We start from the raw sequence: 18,342 nt of genomic DNA, 5'->3' as shown, positions 1-18,342 counted from the left end.
GCTAGGCAAAACGCACCAGTAGTTGAAGGGTACGGACATGGGTCTGTTTGACAGCATCGCCACTTTGGTCGCTCAAGGAACCGGGGAGCGCGAGCGTGCTCTTCGTAATTCTGAGCGATTAGGCGCAGTGACGGCCATGCTTTCCAGCCTTGAGGCTCTGGCCAGTCCGAGGGACACTGGGCGGGGACAATTGAACGATTGGCACACCGTGCGAGGCGTGCTCTCTGAGCGCTCACCTTTCCTCACCCAGGTTCTGGACCAACTTGACAGCAATCGTGCCGATCGGGCGTTTCACGCAGTGCGATGCGCCATGGGGGGTTTCATACTTCTGCCCGGCCAGAGTACTGCAATAAGGAATGTGAGAACTGCCGCATCCCTTGGTCTTGTGGCGGCGGGGATGTTAAGTCAAGTGCGATCACGCTATGGAAGCGACGGGTCGGACCAGGCGTCGCTGCAGGTGAATGCTGCGACCGCTGTGGCTAGGCTCATGCCGAGTGCGCGGGTCGTCGATGCAACCCTCTGGTACATCGCGCTGCAGGGGGTCATGTCTTACGCCGCGTCCGGGTGGGTCAAACTGTTGGGTCGCCCCTGGCGCCAGGGAACAGCGCTATCCGGCGTGATGCGAACCTCAACCTATGGACATGACGGAGCGTGGCGGTTCCTGCAGAAGCATCCGAAATTCGAGCACATTGCCACCGCAGGTCTGCTTGTGTTCGAATCCGCTTATCCTCTGGTCTATCTTGCTGGCCCCCGAGTTGGTGCGTTGGTCTCGTTGTCGGCGATGAGCTTCCACGTTCTGAACGGTGTGGTCATGGGGCTTGGCCGGTTTGTGTGGGGTTTTGCTGCGTTCCATCCTGCAATTCTCTATACGACTCACAGACAGTCTGCGCGTTCAGGCGGCTACCTGCTCCCGATAGCAAGCGCCTCGCTGTTGGCGGCAGTGGTTGGAGTTATCCAGATCGCAGCACTTCACCGGCGACGGCTCGTGCTCGACGGTCCACCATTCCGTGAGAACCTCGAGACTCGCAGCGGCAACGTGCTCAACTACGGCGGAAAGCTCAAGGGAGCATCTGTGCTGGTTGTCATGGAAAACGCTCTGTTCGCGACGCAGGAGCACTACGGATGGATCACATCGGCTCTCGACCGCGCGGACGACGTGGACTTCATCACCTATGACCGTGCCGGTTACGGCGCTTCGCGCCTGAACGCCGCGAAAAATCGCACTGGTCAATACCTCATCGACGATTCAGTTGAGGATCTCGTCTCATTGGTCTCTACCCTGCACAAACCTGGTCAGAGACTCGTCCTCGTCGGACACTCCTTCGGCGGAGAAATTATCCGTCGCGCAGCACGCCGGATCCCATCCGAGGTGCTCGTCGGAATCGTTTTGATCGACAGTACCCACCCTTCTCAATTCGCATCGTCTGCACTTCAAAGTGAAGGTCTGCAACTGATCAGGGATGGGCAGGCTCAAGTAGGAACAATCGTGAACCTCGGTTTCGGTTCGCTGATGGAGCGCCCGGAGTGGGTGGAGCAACTCCCACGTCGCTTCCGCCGGATTGCGAACAATCAGTACCGCGACGGCCGGATGTGGACTGCTGGGAGACGAGAAATCGACGCTATCGCTCGGGAGCTGGATATTGAGGAGCCGCCACAGCTCGAGAAGCTGCCACACACGAAAGTCTCAATCATTTCCGCATCGCGGACGATGGAAGATCCGGACGCGGGCCGAATGCAGGTCGAGATGGCCGAATATTACGGAGCGGCGCACGCTCATTCAATCTTCAAAGCGACTCACGACTCGCTGCTCACCGACCCACTCGTCGCTGTGAGGGTCGCAGGCGTCATCCTCGACCTGGCCTGCACAACGGAGGAGGCGAAATGATGCCCCGTAGGGCTGTCACGACCGCTGAGCTCGGTATCGTCGCCGCCTTCTCCGGCGGCCTCGTCATCACGTTCTTATCCCAGCTTCCGGGAAATGCATTTGATCGCCTGCGCAGAACCGACGTGTTCGGACTCATACCGAATTGGAAGTTTTTCGCACCTGTTCCTGCGATGGAGGATCACGAACTGTTCCATCGTGCGCAACTTCAATCAGGCGACTACAGCACCTGGACGCGTACGTCCCCTCCCGCTCCGCGTCAGCTGGCTCATCTCGTATGGTTTCCAGGTCGCAGAGCGGACAAAGGAATCTTCGACCACGCCAGCGAGCTCGTACAACTCACGATTGCCGATGGGCTGGAGGATGTGGGCGTCGCCCCCTCTTACCGACTGATCCAGGCGAGTGCCGAAGCTGCTGTGCGGCGCACGCACCCCGACGCGCCCGCGTACCAATTCGCAATCGTCAGGCACGCAGGATTCGACGACTCGGTCGAACCGCAGGTTGCGCTGTTGTCGCCGATACACCTTGTGGCTACCGACCGCCATCGCGATCCCTCTACCTCTGCCGTCCGGCAGACCCAGAAAACCGAAGTAAGGAAGAAGGTACAAAGATGACAACTCTCATTGTTTTCATACTCGTCGGAGGCGCATCCCTATCCACCGCGGTCTGGCTCGGATTGCGTGGAACCAAGGGCGGGCGAGAATTTCTGCGCCGCGCAGGAGAAGAAGACGTACAGAAGTGACGATTGAGGAGGCAGAGGTCGAATCTGTCCTGACCGCGAAACAGATCTCGGAAAAGTACGGCAGTGACGTCGCACCTATCTACAAGTCCATCTTCGGTGAGTTGAACCCAGAGTCGTCTGAGATTCTGGCGCTGAAAAGTTTGATCGGCGACCTCGACAGCCCTATCGTTGTTGAGTTCGGAGTCGGCACCGGCAGAGTCCTAATACCCTTGGCGGAAGCGCTCGCCCCCGACACCTCACCCCGGCTAGTTGGTATCGACGGGTCATCAGATCTGCTGGATATCGCACGAGCAGCCTCCGAGCGTCTGCCGATCGAGCTGATCGAATCGGACATCAGCGCTATCGACCTCGATGTTCCCCACGCGTTGGGGGTGACCTCGCTGGTCTTCTGCGTCTGCGGTACGATCTCGATGCTGCCGGATCGCGAATCTCAGTTGCGATCATTGCACAACGCGGCCGCGCTCCTCACAGAGACTGGGCTTCTCGTGATCGAAACCCATTCGCCGGAGCTCATCCGCCAGGCTCTTGGACAGGGTGGCGGGTCCACCTATGTACCTTACCCACCCTCGAACCGAGGTCTTGTGTCCTTCCACGACATCGATGGAGACCGTTGGACAGTAAAAGAGGTCTGGATTGACGGCGACGAAATTACGAGGATGTCGGAGTCCAGCCTGCTAACCACAGTCGATGACTTGACCGCATTGGCTGCACAAGCTGGCCTCGAGGTAGTCGAGACCTGGGGGTCGCTCTCTGGGGGAGAATATTCGCTCGATGCGTCCCCGATGTATGCGCTTGTCCTGCGCCGACGGAGCAAGCAAGACTCGGGGAGGCCCTGATCTCGGTCCGGGAGTTGCGTACCGTCTGTCGACAAGTGTTGACCGATCACGGTCCAGAGGACCTAGCCCGAGGTCCTCAACCGTTCTCCAAGGACCAGGCCGGGCGGGGCCTCGGACGAGTTCGGTCTTCGGCTGTGGAACCGCTTCAACGCTTCGGATTAAAGTGCAGTCATTCGGAATACGCTCGGGCCTCCCCTATCGACGCCAATCAGCGAAATGGAAAGTCGTCAGAAGGATCTTAGCGGGCGCTCCCGTTTAGGTGCTGGAACATCAAGTGATCCTGCCATTCCCCTGCAATTTTCAAGTAACGAGGAGCAAGCCCGTACTCTTTGAAGCCTACTTTCGCGAGGACCCGCTGAGAGGCGACGTTATTCTTCAACGTCTCGGCCTGCACCCGGTGAAGCCCCAACTGACTATCCGCAAAAGCCAGCGCTGACTGGACAGCCGCAGTAGCCAGGCCCTTACCAGTCTCACTTTCAGCAAGCCAGTACCCCATGCTGCACGACAGAAAAGGGCCCCGGACAATGCCATTGAGGGTCAGCCTGCCCGCAACTCCGCCATCGTCGCCTAACACGACCCACGGCACTGTCTCCCCACGCTCATGGCGAATAAGTGAAGCTTCGATATCGGCCCGTTGGCCAGAGGGGGTGAAGTAAGTATCCGGTCGAACAGGATCCCACGGCGCCAAGAAGGCCCGGTTCTGGATCTGCAGCTTCGCGAGTGCTTCATCGTCTGAAGGCGCGATGAGCCGGAGAGGAAAAGTCATGAGTTCTACATTCGCAGATCCCACCATGTCCACTCAATCGCACCAAATCGGCAGAAAACCCATACGCCGATCGCTATGTGGGCTTGTCACGGCTGACGATTCCCCAGTGCGAAACTCTGTTTCAGGTTGTCGTGGCGGTGCTCGGAAGTTCGGCAGCGTAATCGTTCAGCGCCCGCTTATACCCATCCAATGTGGGAATAAGGGCTGTCAGCGCTATTCGCAGTGAATCGCCATGCCGCCCCTCGTCGTGCAACGCCAAGGCAAGGAAGGCCTGGCGGGCACCCTCATCAGCTCCACCATCGGGCATCGATTCAAGGATCGACACGGCCTCTTTCGAATCACCGACATTCCGCAGACTGCTCGCGAGCTGGATGAACGCGCGAATCGCATGTGTGCCCTCGAGGCCTGCTTCGATGGCTCGCCTGTACAGCGGAATTGCCTCGCCTTCGAGCCCAAGAGCGTCGTGCACGCCTGCTAACTCAAACAGTGCCTCCGCGTCACCATCTGGCCGCCCTGACATGAGATCGCGCATTTTGGCGATAGAGCCATTCGGGTCATCATCGTCGAACTCTTGCTCGTAGAATGCGCCGATTCTTTGGTCCCAGCTGGCATCAGTCATGATTCCAGCTTGCCATGTCACTCTGGTCGACTGCATAGTCTCTCCTAAGGGATCGGCTTGCGGACTTGCTCGGTACTGGTTAGCTGGTGGGGTGAATGATGAATTGGTCCCCGTCGAATTTGCCTTTCCCGGTGCGTTGCGGGACTACCTACTAGCTGCAATCAGATCCGGAACCAAGACAGCGACAGCATCTCTCGCTCGTGAGTACGAGGTTGGGGGCGAGCCGCTACCGGTTACCGGCCAGCGAGGTACCGTCATCGACTCGGACGGCAACGGATCGTTCATCATCGAAACGTCCGAGGTTCAGATTGTCCGACTGGACGATGTCCCCTTGGACCACGCGCTGGCGGAGGGCGAGGGGTACGAGTCCGTTGCAGAGTGGCGGGCCGGGCATACCCAGTTCTGGACGTCGGTAGCTATGAGGACGGAACTTGGCGACGAGTTCGTGCTAACAGGCGCATCTTTGGTAGTGCTCGAACGCTTTATTGTGGTGCGGTAGGGGATTCCCAACGCGACACTGGGCCCGATAATCTATGCAGTGTTTTGCGTATCGAGGCCATAGCGTTGCTGTAGGGGTGATCTGGCGACGGACGGTAGTCGGGATCGATGCCCGTGAGCCGACTTCTTACTGCATCGAGCTCATCGAGAGTCGGATAGGGCTGTCTTGGTCGCCCTAGTCTCCGGCATCTTCACGGTGACCTCTCTTATTGTGTACCGGTTCACTTTTTAGTGTTGTCGCAGTCGTCCACAGAACATCGATGATTACCACTAGGACCCAGATTTTTCCGGCGTTGTAGATGAGGCTTGGAACTCCTTCGAGTTCGGGACGACCCCCTGTACCAAGATGCGCGCCGAGGTCATTAGTGCTGAAGGTATCGGTGATCCAGGACCAGCCGGTGAGAGCCAATCCAGTCTGAACCACGGCGAATATGGCGACGTGCCACATAAGACCGGTGATTTTGGAGCGGTCGGCCCGAGTATTCGTCACGGTTTCCTCCTCGGTTAGCTTTTGGGTTGGTTCCGTTCGCAGCGCGGCGCCCTGCACCACTACTGCGGGGGACGAGACCGGGGGCGCAGACTTTCTCGGCTCGCTGTCGCGGGGAAAGTTGGTTGCACCGGCGCGTTTGACCGCCCACGGGGTGATGAGGGCGCCGAGAGCAATGATGGATGCGAAGAGGAAGCAGGCGATCTGCCAGTTCGTGGTCTCGTAGCTGATCCCAGCTGCCAAGACTCCCGCCCCGGCACCAGCCAGTCTCGCGGATTCATAGAGTCCGAATCCCTTGCCCGCACGGTCACCAGATACTTCAGCGATCACGGACTGTTCAATCGGGATGATGGTTGCCCAAGCGGCCCCACTGAGAATCCACAGTGCGGCAATCAGCAGTGGAGATGGAGCAAATCCAAGGGAGAACGCGAACAGAGCACTGGACAACGCAGCGATAGCAACCACTTTGCGCCGCCCAATACGCATGGCCAGCCGGTGCGCTGGCACAGGCATCAAACTCATCACGATCGCCCCGGGCAAGAACACCAAGGCGACAGTCACCACGTCAAGGTCGAAAGCACTTTGGAGATGAAGGAGCAACAGTAGCCCGATGGCTGCTTCCGCAAGCGACGTCACCCCCGTCGCGAACAGCATTGGCCAGTGCCGCCGGGTAGGAATCGCCCGGGCTTCACGGCCCAGCCGCAACACGGGATGGCGAGGAGCGCTAACCAGCAATGCTGCCGCAATGAAGCAGGCTAGCGAAGCGCCGAGGAAAACGCCGTGGAAATCGAGAGAACCGATCAGCGTCAGGCCAGTAACGAATGCCACCCACGAGCCGGTCTCTTGCCATGCCATCAGTCGCGGGAAAGATGAAGAATCCTCTGCCACCGTCTCGCTGACCATCGCGCGCAAAGGCACCCAAAACAGTGCCCCACCGACACCACCGACTACAGCGGAGGCAAACGCCATTGCGGGGGCAGAGGAGAAAGCGTACCCGGCACACGAAATCCCATATAGTGCTGCTCCTACTGCCGCGATACTTCGACGATCACTCACATCAGCAAGAAGCCCCGCGGGAAAGCGTGCCACGAATGACACCAGCAGCTCGGTGGCAACCAACAGTCCGATCATCGTTGCATCCAGCCCCAGGGCAGAGCCAGCCCACAGGGGAATCAGGAAGTCGAGCAAGTCCACCGGCCCACCCACAAGTGCGGCGGACCACCTCACGGATGTTACGCGAACGGGCTGTCGTTCAGAACTCGGTGGCGATTGCATGATTCACAGAATACACACGTATTCTAGTTCTATGAACCGAGCCCCGGACAAGCACGAAGCTTTCGCTGAATCTGTGCTGAAGTTGATTGTCCGCGGGGGCATCCAGGCTGTAAGCGTGCGCACCGTCGCCTCAGATGCTGGCTGGTCAGTCGGCGCTCTACAAAAAACGTTCCCGAACAAAGAGGCCCTCCTGCGTGCCTCTCTCCAGCTTTTGGTAGCCCGGGTCGACACCCGAATGGAAACCATACCCTTCACCGGAGACGCAGCAGACTATCTCGTGCGTCTCATCACGGAGACCCTCCCCCTCGACCAGGTGCGAAGAGATGAAGCCCTAGCCTGGAATGCGTTCACCGCCGAAGCCACTCATACCCAGTGGATCGCCGACATGCTCACTTCCCAGGACGAACGTATTTCCGAACAACTCGTGCAAGCTCTCAGTGCTCTGGGGGTCCCGCAACCCGCAATCACCGCAGCCAGCATCCTCGCAGTCTCTGATGGATTCGCAACCAGACTCCTGTACAACCCGGACCGCGCAGAAGAACTCAGGGCGGCGCTCGAACCAATCATCAGCCGTTTACTGGTCATGTAATCGCCGAACATGAGCGTTTCGTTTGCGGATCGGCCAGCGGGACAGTCGAAGCAAGCGATTAATGCAGTAGCCGAGCACGACAAGACTGACTATCGCCAAGAGAACACTCTCTGGCCAGCCAATCGCTGGCCGCCCGTGAGTGATCCCTCTGCGGGCGTGGTTTGAGGCGATCAGGCGGGGATGGTTGTCATCTTGAACGGAACATTTGGGCGTACGACCTATCGGGAATCACCGATGGTCCGCGCTGACTCCTCGATGGCGCTTCCACTTCAAGTGAAGAACCAGCCCTCGAGCAATCATCGCTATCCCAAGGGCAAGCATTAGATAGGGGCTCCACCGCTGGAAGTCTTCAACGGCTCCAACTACTCCTACACCGCACCAAGCCAGTCCGAAAGCCAAAAACCAGATTGATTGGGCACGCGTCCTATTTGGATCAGATCCATTTCCAGTGCTCCCCATCACCCCACACTACAAATATTTGTACCCAGTGACCACCGAACACTACATCGATAGGGACTGCTGAAGGCTTACTTGACTCTTTTCTTTATGGCTGACGCCGATAACGTTCAAATACGTCAACTAGGGTCTGGCTTGCCTAACGATCGCGGCAATGTCGCTGGGCTCGGGAAGACGAGTTCATGACACCTGCCGACGTTGGTCTTCTCGATGGTTACAACCGGACTCTCGACGCTCTCAAGTGGCGCTATGGCGACGCCCTCCCCGAGGCCAGTGCTGAGCAACTAGAGAAACTACAGCCTAAGCATGTTATTATGCAGTCACTGCAAGTTTTACCGGGGGACAGGACTGAAGGTCACAGCAATGACATCCACGCCAATCATCGACGCCAAGAATATTAGCAAAGCCTACGGATCAGGGACGGGCCGGTTTGAGGCGCTCCGAGATGTCTCTCTCCGAGTACACCGGGGTGAAAGTGTTGCCATCGTGGGTAAGAGTGGATCTGGAAAATCCACGCTGATGCACATTATCGCGCTGCTCGATGTCCCTGATGCTGGAACAGTTTCTTTCGCCGGTCAAGACGCGCTGTCTCTTCCCGCAAAGCAAATGAGCGAGGTCCGCAATAAAGAGTTCGGCTTCGTCTTCCAGCAGTTTTTCCTCACACCTGGCGCCTCAGTGCTCGACAACGTCACCTTGCCTCTGAAAATAGCGGGTGTTCCGGGCAAGTTGCGGAAAGAACGCGGGCTGGCAGTCTTGGAACAGTTCGAACTCGCAGACAAAGCCTCCAATAAAGCCACTGACCTCTCCGGCGGTCAGAAGCAGCGGGTGGTGATCAGTCGGGCGTTGGTCAACGAACCGAGCGTCATCTTCGCTGATGAACCAACCGGCAACCTCGACAGTGCAACGGGAAGAGTGGTCGAGGATACGCTATTTGATTTGAACCGTGATCTTGGGATCACGCTGGTCATCGTGACCCACGACGAGGACCTCGCGGCGCGGTGTGACCGTCAAGTCTTTGTGCACGACGGCGTCATAGTCTCCGAATCCCGCAAGACGGAGGACGCAGCATGAAAGCCACTGACCTGATCGGTTCCGCCGTTCGCAACACTTTCCGCAGCAAGCTCCGGACAACCCTCACCGTGCTCGCGCTATTCATTGGTGCGTTCACCTTGACCTTAACGACAGCAGTAGGCGCGGGAGTCACCGACTACGTCACGAAGCAGGTGGCGAGCCTAGGCTCAGATGATGTTTTCATCATCTCCCGCACCGTACCGACGTCGACTGACGGTCCCGTCCCGTACGACCCTGCCACCTCGAGCGCATCCTCCGGCGCCGGAGGAACTAGCCTCCCGGGGCCAGGCGGAAGCGATCCGCTAACCGACCCGGACCTCGCCGAACTGGCCGCTATCGACGGCGTCCTCAGCGTGGACCCGGTCCAGGGCATCGCCATCGACTTCATCGAACACGCTGGCGGACCACAGTATGAGTTCAGCATCAACCCCACATCATCGATCACGCAGGCTGATCTCCTCGCTGGAGAGCAACTCTCGCAAGACTCATCGACCAACGAAACAGTGATTCCCTCCGATTACGTGGAATCGCTTGGCTTCGCCGACGCGGACGACGCCGTCGGTTCCACCGTCCAACTGGGTCTGACCGATCTGCTCGGGGAGCAGCACACGGTCGATGCCGTCGTCGTGGGCGTGTCTCAGGACAGTCTCCTCGCCTCCGGCGCGGGAGCGAATCCTGCACTGGTTGCCGAAGCCGCCGACCTCCAGTCAGCGCGGATCGACACAGGCCCGGCCCGTTACCCCCTCGCCGTCGCCTACTTCGACCCGTCCCAGTCCGCCGCCGGAATCGACACGCTGAGAACCGAGATCGCGGATGCGGGTTTCAGTGCTCAAACCATTCAGGACCAACTCGGAGTCATCAAGACCGTCATCGATGGGATTGTCGGCGTCTTAAACGCCTTCGCTGTCATCGCGCTCATTGCTGCCGCGTTCGGGATCGTGAACACGTTGCTGATGAGTGTGCAGGAACGCACCCGCGAAATCGGTCTGATGAAAGCGATGGGAATGCGCAGCGGCAAAGTGTTCTCCCTCTTCAGCCTCGAAGCCGCGTTTATCGGGTTCCTCGGCAGTGCTATCGGTGTCACCAGCGCCGTCGTGATCGGAACAGCCCTCAACTCCATCCTCAGCGCAGGTCCCCTCTCGGCACTCCCCGGATTGGAGATCCTGCTCTTCGAGCCTTCAGCCATCATCGGGGTCATAGCCCTCATCATGGCTATTGCCTTTGTCTCCGGCACGCTTCCTGCGAGCAGGGCCGCGCGAAAGAACCCCATCGACTCGCTACGCTACGAGTGATCATATGATCCAATCGACAAGACCCGCCGGCGCGCGAAGGGCGAACTCGTAGCAGGAGGAACCGCGCATGATAGCCCCCAAAGAACCGGGACCACGCCAACGTAAACAAGCAGCGACGGCACTCACCATCGAACGGAGCGCAGTCGCTCTCGTGCTCGAACACGGCCTCGAAGCTGTCACCGTAGACATGATTTGCGCTGCAAGCCATGTATCCCAGCGCACCTTCTTCAACTACTACGGAACAAAAGACGCCGCGATCCTCGGCACTGTCCCCGCCAGTCTCAACGAACAAAAAGTACGCGAATTCCTCGCTTCAGACTCCCCCGACCTCCTCGGGGATCTGTTGGACCTCCTCGCCGCGCTCCTACCCGGAGGAGCGACTGACCCGGAACTTGTCGCCACGCGGATGAAGATCATCACCCAGACACCCTCACTGATGCAAAAGGAAATGGAGCGGTTGTCAGCTATCCACGACGACGTCTGCGGCATCCTCTATCTTCGTTTGCGCAGACACGCTCAACCTGGGGAAACAGAAGATGCGATCCGCCAGCAAAGCACACTAATTGCCCACCTCATACCCGGCGTTGTGCGTTTCAAATTCGAGCAACCACACGATGGCGCCATTGCAAGTGAGGTGGGCCCCACATCGCTCCTAAAATCAGCGTTGAAAAAACTCATCCCGCCGGATCGTCCCGCCCAATCCTCCACGGACGATGGTTCTGAAAAGCGCTGACAATGGCCGCAAGAATCCGATCTGGCTTCGGTAAGACGCCCCGCCCTCCCTTCCCGCACCCCGTAGCCTCTTGATACGTCAACCAGGTTCGCGGTTAGGCGGTAATAGGGGTGACGGGTCCCGAGATGAGGGCGGCGGTGGCGAGGAGTTTGACGTTGATACAGCTGCGGCGTCCCATTTCGAGTCCTTGAGTGATCGTGAGCTGGTCACCGGCTGTGACCCGGCCGAGCGTTTTGAGGTAGCCGGCGAAGGCCGCTGCCGCTGCGCCTGTGGCTGGGTCTTCGATGACTCCGCCCCAGGGAAACGGATTCCGTGAATGCCATTGTCCGGCCCCAGCGGGGGCAATGAGCTGAATGGTCACCCAATTTTGGGCCCGGCAGAGTGCACGAAGTTTCTCGAAGTCGTAGCTGAGCTCAGCGAGCCTTGATGTTTTCTGGGCGACGAGCACAGGGTGATGATTACCTCCGAATCCGATGGCCGGTGGGTAATCGGGGTGCAGGTCCGTGCTGTCCCATCCGAGGTAGTCCAGGAGATCGTTGAGATGGCCAGGGTCTATGGGTGTGCTTGAGATGGTGGGACTCTGGAATGCTCCACTGGTTGCTGTACCGGCGTTGGTGGCGGATGCGAGAACGTTTCCGACGTTCGTGTCCAGGGTGAAGTCCCCGAAGCCAAGTTCGTGTCCCAGGGCTACCGCAGTGGAGATGGTCGCGTGTCCGCAGAAGTCGACTTCTCCCCCAGGGGCGAAGTAGCGCACTGTCAGCGCGGTGCCGCGCCGAAGGGGCGAGGTCACGAAGGCGGTTTCGCTGTATCCCACATCGGTTGCGATGCGCTGCATCTCCAATGGGGTCAGAGACTGTGCGTGGAGGACGACTCCGGCGGGGTTCCCGCGGTCGGCTCGGTCCGCGAATGCCGCGTAGCGGCTGACCTCGGAGGCGGGGAAAATGGTCAAGGTGTCTCCTCTGATTCACCATCGATGGCCCAAATGTGTTCCACCAGCAACCGCCGTAAGTCAGCGACGACGCAGCTCGCGCACCACATGCTCGATGTGTCTGGCCCTATCCAAGCCATGGCTCTCCCGGTTAAAGAAAATCAGCCCGAGCCGGGAGGCGAGCGGGCTGATCATGATGAATAGAACCTACCACGCACCCGATGAACACTCAGGGTAAGGATCCGAAGCCGACTGTAGAAACGAGCTGAAGGCTTCCGCATGTTGCCGTCGTTGTTCAGCTCACACAATTCATCGTTTGCGTGGCGCAGCGAGGAGGGAGTGCTTGGGCGGGCCTCACTGATCCTGCTCTGGTCCTTTGATAACCTCGGCGGAGTCGCAGGCGATACATGGGGGAAACGTGAATAGCGAAGCATCCGGTCTTGGTTCAGCTGATAAGTGGGTGCCCATTAGATGATTGCGCTGCTACTTGCTGCGGCTTTAGCTTTGATTATCGCCCTATTCGGCACGCCCTTGTTCGCGCGTTTCTTAGTCAGGAAGAGCTACGGTCAGTTCATCCGTGAAGATGGCCCGACCTCTCACCACACCAAGCGCGGAACACCCACAATGGGTGGGGCAGTGATCATTGGAGCGGTGGTGATCGCCTACTTCGCGACACACGGCATCATGATGATGTTCAGCGAATCGGCCGGCCCATCGGCCTCCGGACTGCTGCTGCTACTGGTCGCTATTGGTATGGGTTTGGTGGGTTTTTGTGATGACTACATCAAAATCTCCAAGCAGCGCAGCCTTGGCCTCACCGGACGCGCGAAGATCATCGGCCAGACAACTGTCGGCGTGGCATTCGCTATTCCGGCTCTCAACTTCCCGGATGAGAACGGGCGGACTCCGGCCTCTACCGCTATATCGTTCGTCCGGGATACTTCCCTCGATCTGGCGTTCGCTGGCCCGTTGGTCGGGGCAATCCTCTTTATCCTGTGGTCCACCTTTATCCTCACCGCTACGTCCAACGCCGTGAATGTCACTGATGGGTTGGACGGTCTAGCCACAGGCGTCTCAATTTTCGTTTTCGGTGCCTACATGCTGATGGGTATCTGGCAGTTCAATCAGCGCTGCGCCAATCCCGGTGTCCCTGACAACATTTGCTACGAAGTACGAGATCCACTCGACCTGGCCCTGATCGCAGCAGCGTTGTGCGGTTCACTCGTTGGATTCCTCTGGTGGAACACCTCGCCAGCAAAAATCATCATGGGCGATACCGGCTCACTCGCCCTAGGCGGTGCAATGGCTGGATTCGCCATCCTGTCCCACACCCAACTCCTCCTCGTCATCCTGGCCGGACTGTTCGTGATGGTGACCATGTCCGTCATCATCCAGGTGTCCTACTTCAAGCTTTCCGGAGGCAAACGAGTATTCCGGATGACCCCACTGCACCACCATTTCGAGCTGAAGGGATGGGAACAAGTAACAGTAGTAGCCCGCTTCTGGATCGTTGCTGCCCTCTTCGTCGCCGCCGCGCTCGGCATCTTCTACGCCGAATGGGTTGTACTGGTGTAACGCAATTCATCGTCATAGGCCGAAGCTATACATCATTTAGCCCAACGGTGAAGTGATCAGAGTCAACCCCACAAAGAGGACAAAGGAGATGACAGGAGCACCTATTGCTATCCAAATAGCCACAATGCCTTGTTGACGACCTCGCCGCTTTGATACAGCCACTGCTCCTTGGATGAGTGCCCAGAGACTAAGTCCCAGCCACAACACTTGCGACCCCAAAGCCGCGAAACAAGCTATCAGAAGGCTCCGCTCCGATTCGCTAAGGCCTTGGGCACTCTCAACCTCAAGCGGACCGAGTTGCGAACCCACAAACGTCGACGCGACAAGAGAACCAACCGCTGCAACTATTCCAATTCGCATCGCAATGGTTCCTAAGCGGTTCGTATAGGTAGAACGCTCGGTGTCGGTTGGTGCGAAACTCATTGCAATACCCTTTCACGTCTACAGCTAAGACAAGAACCAGACGTACAGTACCGCGCAGTTCTCACCACTTGCGGCTCACCAGCGACGTCGCCTAAACGATCATTCTCGAGACCGATCCTCACGGAAGATTTCCGATCCCTGTTGCGGATGGGTGTACCCCAACGCGTCACACATGATGGGCGGGTGATCACCCAATCAGATTCAGACTGCCTGGTTTCTGACGTAAAACCCGAACCGCTCGTAGAGCGGCTATTCTCTCCGACGCTGCGGTTACAACGACTGGGACTCCGGCAGGAACGTATTCCTCGATCGCAATTCTCGCAAATTCAAGCCCACTTGTCCGTGCACCTGGCGCGAACCATAGATCCGAAACGCTGCAGCGTCTTCTTAGTACTTCTGGCTTCAGTCAGAAGAATCACGGCATCGCGGGAGCGCGAGGTGATCACGTCCACTGACGGCATGTACATCAGGAAGAGGAGAACGAGGATTGGCAGCGTGATCGCTGCTTGCAGCCGCTTTTGCCAAGAACTCCGAGGGTTTTTTTCCTCTGCTCAGAGTCAGGGACGTGCTCCAACTGAGCGGAAGCAGATCGACCATACGGGCCCGCTTCACTTTCTAGCTGACCGTCCGCGAGAGATTTCATGAGACCTGATCCTACGGATTCAGCATGACAATAACTAACCCCTGCCGCAAGCGAAATTCCCAGAAAGCGAGGGCCCTCCCACCCAACGTTTCCGCGGGTCAAAGGACCTCAAAAGTGGAGCTTAGGGGAATCGAACCCCTGACCTTTTCATTGCGAACGAAACGCTCTACCAACTGAGCTAAAGCCCCGCAGAAAGTACTGTAGCAAATCGAGGCCCAGACCCGGAGTAACCTCAGAGAATGACCACACAACGCTCCGCTGAGGAGCAGACCGAGATCAACGCCTGGCCAGCGCTCTGGGCGCTGGTGATCGGCTTCTTCATGATCCTGGTGGATTCCACGATTGTCTCAGTCGCCATCCCGGCGATCATGAACGGGCTGAACGCCGATCTGGACAGCGTGGTGTGGGTCAATAGCGCCTACCTGCTCGCGTTCGCCGTGCCACTACTGATCACTGGACGGCTCGGGGACCGGTTCGGCCCTCGCCGAATCTACCTCGCCGGCCTGACGGTGTTCACCCTGGCCAGCGTGTGGTGCGGGATGGCCGGGTCAGTGGAGATGCTCATCATGGCCCGGGTCCTTCAAGGACTCGGGGCGGCGCTGATGACGCCCCAGACCATGGCCGTCATCACCCGCATCTTCCCACCGGAACGCCGAGGCGCTGCGATGGGGCTGTGGGGATCCGTGGCAGGTGTCGCCACCCTCATTGGCCCGGTACTTGGCGGCTTACTGGTCGACTCACTCGGCTGGGAGTGGATCTTCTTCGTGAACGCACCGGTCGGCGTCGTCGGTCTGATCCTTGCCTACCGTCTGGTCCCCCGGCTTCCGACCAACAGCCACAGCTTCGATTTCCTCGGCGTGGTCCTGAGCGCCGCGGGGATGTTCTGCCTGGTGTTCGGCATTCAGGAGGGCCAGACATATGACTGGGGGACCATCGCCGGGCCCATATCGGTCTGGTTCCTGATCATCACCGGCGTGGTCCTGCTCGTGGCTTTCCTCCTGTGGCAGCGTTATAACCGCAAGGAACCCCTGGTACCTCTGGGTCTGTTCAAGGACCGTAACTTTTCCCTGGGCAACACATCGATCTTCGCGATGGGTTTTGCGATCACCACCGTCGCCATCCCGCTGATGCTGTACGCGCAGAATGTGCGCGGCTTCTCCCCCACCGAGGGCGCCTTGCTGCTCACCCCCATGGCGATCATCTCCGGTTCACTTGCCCCTCTGGTGGGGCGACTGGTCCAGCGCGGTAACCCCAAGTACATGGCCATCTTCGGATTCTCAGCCATGTCGGTGTCACTGTTCTGGCTCGGCGCCATCATGACTCCCGATATGCCCGTCTGGGCGTTGCTGCTCCCCATCTCACTGCTCGGCCTGGCAAGTGCCGGCATCTGGGCGCCGGTTTCCCTGACAGCTACCCGCAACCTGCCTCGGTCCTCGGCGGGCGCCGGCTCCGGCGTCTATAACACCACCCGGCAGGTAGGGGCCGTACTCGGAAGCTCCGCCATTGCCGCAATGATGCTCTCCCGTCTGGCTGCCAACATCGGCGACGGCGGAGCCGAGGCTGTGCCCGGCCAGCAGCTTTCCGAAGCCCTACAGCCCGGATACGCGGCAGCCATGGGCCAGTCTCTTTTCCTGCCGGCCACGGTAATCCTCATTGGGCTCGGTGCTGCCCTGTTCTTTGCCCGCCCCCAACCCCGGACCGGCTGGGCGGACGACGAATCGCCGTCGGGCGTTCCAGCCGAGACGAATGCGGCGAAGTAACCGCCGCTGGCTCCAATTTTGGGGAGCAACCTGGACTGGACGCGTCAACCTGGACATCGGTGAGGGAGATTCTGCTATCCGATGACCAGGTTGCTCACCAGGACCGACAACGGCGACCTCGACGGCCCCCCGCCCGCCCGAGACACACCGCCGACGACGACTGGTTGCCTCGGGGAACTACCTGTACGCTCGAGTCATGGCTGACAACACTGCAGAAACCACCGATGACTCCGCAACCTCCGAGAAGGTCGAGGAAGTCAAGGAAGTCACCGACGACTTCGCCATCCGGCAGCACACCACGGCGTCGGGCCTGAAGTACACGAGCACTACCGGCCGGTTGGTCCTGCGCCGGGAGGAAACGAAGGACGGGAAGTCCGACGGATTCAAACCCAAAGCCGAAATCTTCATCGTGGCCTACACCAAGGACACGGAGCCCGACGACGGCCAGACCCCAACACGGCCCGTCACCTTCGCATTCAACGGCGGTCCCGGATCGGCGTCGATCTGGCTTCATCTGGGCCTGCTCGGTCCACGCCGCGTCGATTCCGGCGATACCGGTGCCATGACTCCCGCACCGTTCGGCCTGGTGGACAACCCCGAGACACTCCTTGAACACAGCGACCTGGTCATGATCGACCCCGTCAACACCGGCTTCTCCCGCGTCGTCGAAGGCGAGAAGTCGGACGAGTTCCACGCCTTCATCGAAGACCGCGATCTGGTGGCCGAGGTCATCCGGCTCTGGACTACCCGCAACAACCGCTGGCTCTCGCCAAAGTACCTTGTCGGCGAGTCCTACGGAACGCTCCGGGCCGTCGCCGTCGCCGGGCGGTTGTTCGACGCCTACGGCATGGCAGTGAACGGTCTGGGCCTCATCTCCACAGTGCTGAACATGTCAACGCTGCGCTTCTTTCCCGGCAGTGACCTCCCCTACGCCCTGCACATCCCCACCTACGCGGCCATCGCCCACTTCCACGGCCGCCATCCGGGGCGGGACCTCGCCGACGTCGTCGGCGAGGCCGAAGCCTTTGCCGCCCGCGACTACGGGTACGCCCTGACCCAGGGCAGCCGACTCAGCGCCGCGGAGTACGACGACGTCGTCGCCCGGCTGGCCGCGATCACCACCCTCGACGAAGCCTTTGTCCGGCGCACCAACCTGCGGTGGGAATACGGTGAGTTCGCCGCCGAGCTGCTCCGCACGGAGGGGCTCGCCGTCGGCCGGATTGACGGGCGGTTCACGGCGCAGCCTGCCAGCCTGCAAAGCTCCGCCATGACCGATGACCCGAGCATCCGCGCCATCACCGGTCCGTACGCGGCAGCCATGAACCACTACGTGCGCGCCGAACTCGGCTACGAAAATGACCTTCCATACGAGGTACTCACTGCCCGGGTGCACCCGTGGAGCTACAAGACCTTCGAGGGAGCACCCGTGGATGTGAGTCACACCCTTGAGCGGCTACTGGTCCACAACCCCTCCCTCCGCGTCCACGTGGACTACGGGTACCAGGACGGCGCAACCCCACATTTCGCGGCTGAGTACGTGTTCGCCCACATGAACCTGACCGACCAGATGAAAGACCGGTTTACGCACCACTACCATGAGGCCGGGCACATGATGTATCTGAAGCCTGAATGCCGATTGGCGCAGTTGGCGGCGCTCAAGGACTTTGTGACGCACACCGGCTAGCCGCCAAACGGGACGTTCCAAGTTTCCTTCACGCCGGACTATAAGTAGACTTAGGTGTTCCGTGGAAACCCTCGGTCATCCCA

Annotated in this window: 16 protein-coding genes and 1 tRNA gene; 12 read left to right on the top strand and 5 right to left on the bottom strand. The window is 59.3% G+C overall.

What is annotated here, in order from left to right:
- Positions 1-37 precede the first annotated feature (37 nt).
- From ABD059_RS04390 to ABD059_RS04375, 4 genes are read left to right on the top strand one after another with little or no spacing between them, the layout of a single operon-like run.
- Positions 38-1,885, top strand: a complete 1,848-nt coding sequence (locus ABD059_RS04390) for an alpha/beta fold hydrolase (RefSeq protein ID WP_343878055.1) — start codon at positions 38-40, stop codon at positions 1,883-1,885.
- Positions 1,882-2,496, top strand: a complete 615-nt coding sequence (locus ABD059_RS04385; RefSeq protein WP_343878053.1) for a hypothetical protein — start codon at positions 1,882-1,884, stop codon at positions 2,494-2,496. The genes ABD059_RS04390 and ABD059_RS04385 overlap by 4 nt, the downstream gene beginning before the upstream one ends.
- Positions 2,493-2,624 carry a hypothetical protein gene (locus ABD059_RS04380; RefSeq protein WP_343878051.1) on the top strand — a complete coding sequence of 44 codons (132 nt, stop codon included), beginning with the start codon at positions 2,493-2,495 and terminating at the stop codon, positions 2,622-2,624. The genes ABD059_RS04385 and ABD059_RS04380 overlap by 4 nt, the downstream gene beginning before the upstream one ends.
- Positions 2,621-3,460, top strand: a complete 840-nt coding sequence (locus tag ABD059_RS04375; RefSeq protein WP_343878050.1) for a class I SAM-dependent methyltransferase — start codon at positions 2,621-2,623, stop codon at positions 3,458-3,460. The genes ABD059_RS04380 and ABD059_RS04375 overlap by 4 nt, the downstream gene beginning before the upstream one ends.
- Before the next feature lie 238 nt (positions 3,461-3,698).
- Here the strand turns inward: ABD059_RS04375 and ABD059_RS04370 are convergent, their stop codons facing one another.
- Complete coding sequence (locus ABD059_RS04370; RefSeq protein ID WP_343878048.1) at positions 3,699-4,226, bottom strand: GNAT family N-acetyltransferase; 528 nt, start codon at positions 4,224-4,226, stop codon at positions 3,699-3,701.
- Between the two features lie 121 nt (positions 4,227-4,347).
- On the bottom strand, positions 4,348-4,845 hold the full coding sequence (locus tag ABD059_RS04365; RefSeq protein ID WP_343878047.1) for a tetratricopeptide repeat protein: 498 nt from the start codon (positions 4,843-4,845) through the stop codon (positions 4,348-4,350).
- A 91-nt stretch (positions 4,846-4,936) separates the two neighbouring features.
- Here ABD059_RS04365 and ABD059_RS04360 point away from each other — a divergent pair, with 91 nt between their 5' ends.
- Entirely contained in the window at positions 4,937-5,344 is a 408-nt protein-coding gene (locus ABD059_RS04360; protein WP_343878046.1) for an ASCH domain-containing protein, read from the top strand.
- Between the two features lie 174 nt (positions 5,345-5,518).
- Here ABD059_RS04360 and ABD059_RS04355 read toward each other — a convergent pair whose 3' ends face one another.
- The gene (locus tag ABD059_RS04355) at positions 5,519-7,057 is read right to left on the bottom strand and encodes an MFS transporter (RefSeq protein WP_343878045.1); all 1,539 of its coding nucleotides are present in this window, start codon (positions 7,055-7,057) and stop codon (positions 5,519-5,521) included.
- A 79-nt stretch (positions 7,058-7,136) separates the two neighbouring features.
- Here ABD059_RS04355 and ABD059_RS04350 point away from each other — a divergent pair, with 79 nt between their 5' ends.
- From ABD059_RS04350 to ABD059_RS04335, 4 genes are all read left to right on the top strand, one after another.
- Entirely contained in the window at positions 7,137-7,694 is a 558-nt protein-coding gene (locus ABD059_RS04350; RefSeq protein WP_343878044.1) for a TetR/AcrR family transcriptional regulator, read from the top strand.
- 819 nt (positions 7,695-8,513) lie between these two features.
- Positions 8,514-9,221 carry an ABC transporter ATP-binding protein gene (locus tag ABD059_RS04345; protein ID WP_343878042.1) on the top strand — a complete coding sequence of 236 codons (708 nt, stop codon included), beginning with the start codon at positions 8,514-8,516 and terminating at the stop codon, positions 9,219-9,221.
- Complete coding sequence (locus ABD059_RS04340) at positions 9,218-10,513, top strand: ABC transporter permease (RefSeq protein ID WP_343878041.1); 1,296 nt, start codon at positions 9,218-9,220, stop codon at positions 10,511-10,513. The genes ABD059_RS04345 and ABD059_RS04340 overlap by 4 nt, the downstream gene beginning before the upstream one ends.
- A 67-nt stretch (positions 10,514-10,580) precedes the next feature.
- Positions 10,581-11,246: a TetR/AcrR family transcriptional regulator gene (locus ABD059_RS04335; RefSeq protein ID WP_343878040.1), complete on the top strand. Its 666-nt coding sequence runs from the start codon at positions 10,581-10,583 to the stop codon at positions 11,244-11,246.
- 94 nt (positions 11,247-11,340) lie between these two features.
- Here ABD059_RS04335 and ABD059_RS04330 read toward each other — a convergent pair whose 3' ends face one another.
- Complete coding sequence (locus tag ABD059_RS04330) at positions 11,341-12,195, bottom strand: PhzF family phenazine biosynthesis protein (protein WP_343878039.1); 855 nt, start codon at positions 12,193-12,195, stop codon at positions 11,341-11,343.
- Between the two features lie 450 nt (positions 12,196-12,645).
- On the opposite strand from ABD059_RS04330, the gene mraY reads away from it, so the two are divergent.
- Entirely contained in the window at positions 12,646-13,749 is a 1,104-nt protein-coding gene (gene mraY, locus ABD059_RS04325) for a phospho-N-acetylmuramoyl-pentapeptide-transferase (RefSeq protein ID WP_343878038.1), read from the top strand.
- Positions 13,750-14,930: 1,181 nt separating this feature from the next.
- Here the strand turns inward: mraY and ABD059_RS04320 are convergent.
- Positions 14,931-15,003, bottom strand: a tRNA-Ala gene (locus ABD059_RS04320).
- 51 nt (positions 15,004-15,054) lie between these two features.
- Between ABD059_RS04320 and ABD059_RS04315 the strand changes: the two genes are divergently transcribed.
- Together ABD059_RS04315 and ABD059_RS04310 are read left to right on the top strand one after the other, a co-directional pair.
- Positions 15,055-16,575 (top strand): DHA2 family efflux MFS transporter permease subunit, encoded by a 1,521-nt coding sequence (locus ABD059_RS04315; RefSeq protein ID WP_343878037.1) that lies wholly within the window; start codon positions 15,055-15,057, stop codon positions 16,573-16,575.
- A gap of 196 nt (positions 16,576-16,771) precedes the next feature.
- On the top strand, positions 16,772-18,259 hold the full coding sequence (locus tag ABD059_RS04310; RefSeq protein WP_343878036.1) for a S10 family peptidase: 1,488 nt from the start codon (positions 16,772-16,774) through the stop codon (positions 18,257-18,259).
- The last annotated feature ends 83 nt before the right edge of the window (positions 18,260-18,342 follow it).

The organism is Arthrobacter flavus (assembly GCF_039526005.1).
Classification (GTDB): Bacteria; Actinomycetota; Actinomycetes; order Actinomycetales; family Micrococcaceae; genus Arthrobacter_D; species Arthrobacter_D flavus.
This window is presented reverse-complemented; position numbering and strand designations above follow the sequence as displayed.

What these genes read in the sequence shown, in the direction of transcription:
- ABD059_RS04390 (WP_343878055.1), top strand. Translation starts at nt 38, where the DNA reads ATGGGTCTGTTTGACAGCATCGCCACTTTGGTCGCTCAAGGAACCGGG.
- ABD059_RS04385 (WP_343878053.1), top strand. Translation starts at nt 1,882, where the DNA reads ATGATGCCCCGTAGGGCTGTCACGACCGCTGAGCTCGGTATCGTCGCC.
- ABD059_RS04380 (WP_343878051.1), top strand. Translation starts at nt 2,493, where the DNA reads ATGACAACTCTCATTGTTTTCATACTCGTCGGAGGCGCATCCCTATCC.
- ABD059_RS04370 (WP_343878048.1), bottom strand. Translation starts at nt 4,226, where the DNA reads ATGACTTTTCCTCTCCGGCTCATCGCGCCTTCAGACGATGAAGCACTC.
- ABD059_RS04365 (WP_343878047.1), bottom strand. Translation starts at nt 4,845, where the DNA reads ATGACTGATGCCAGCTGGGACCAAAGAATCGGCGCATTCTACGAGCAA.
- ABD059_RS04350 (WP_343878044.1), top strand. Translation starts at nt 7,137, where the DNA reads ATGAACCGAGCCCCGGACAAGCACGAAGCTTTCGCTGAATCTGTGCTG.
- ABD059_RS04345 (WP_343878042.1), top strand. Translation starts at nt 8,514, where the DNA reads ATGACATCCACGCCAATCATCGACGCCAAGAATATTAGCAAAGCCTAC.
- ABD059_RS04340 (WP_343878041.1), top strand. Translation starts at nt 9,218, where the DNA reads ATGAAAGCCACTGACCTGATCGGTTCCGCCGTTCGCAACACTTTCCGC.
- ABD059_RS04335 (WP_343878040.1), top strand. Translation starts at nt 10,581, where the DNA reads ATGATAGCCCCCAAAGAACCGGGACCACGCCAACGTAAACAAGCAGCG.
- mraY (WP_343878038.1), top strand. Translation starts at nt 12,646, where the DNA reads ATGATTGCGCTGCTACTTGCTGCGGCTTTAGCTTTGATTATCGCCCTA.
- ABD059_RS04315 (WP_343878037.1), top strand. Translation starts at nt 15,055, where the DNA reads ATGACCACACAACGCTCCGCTGAGGAGCAGACCGAGATCAACGCCTGG.
- ABD059_RS04310 (WP_343878036.1), top strand. Translation starts at nt 16,772, where the DNA reads ATGGCTGACAACACTGCAGAAACCACCGATGACTCCGCAACCTCCGAG.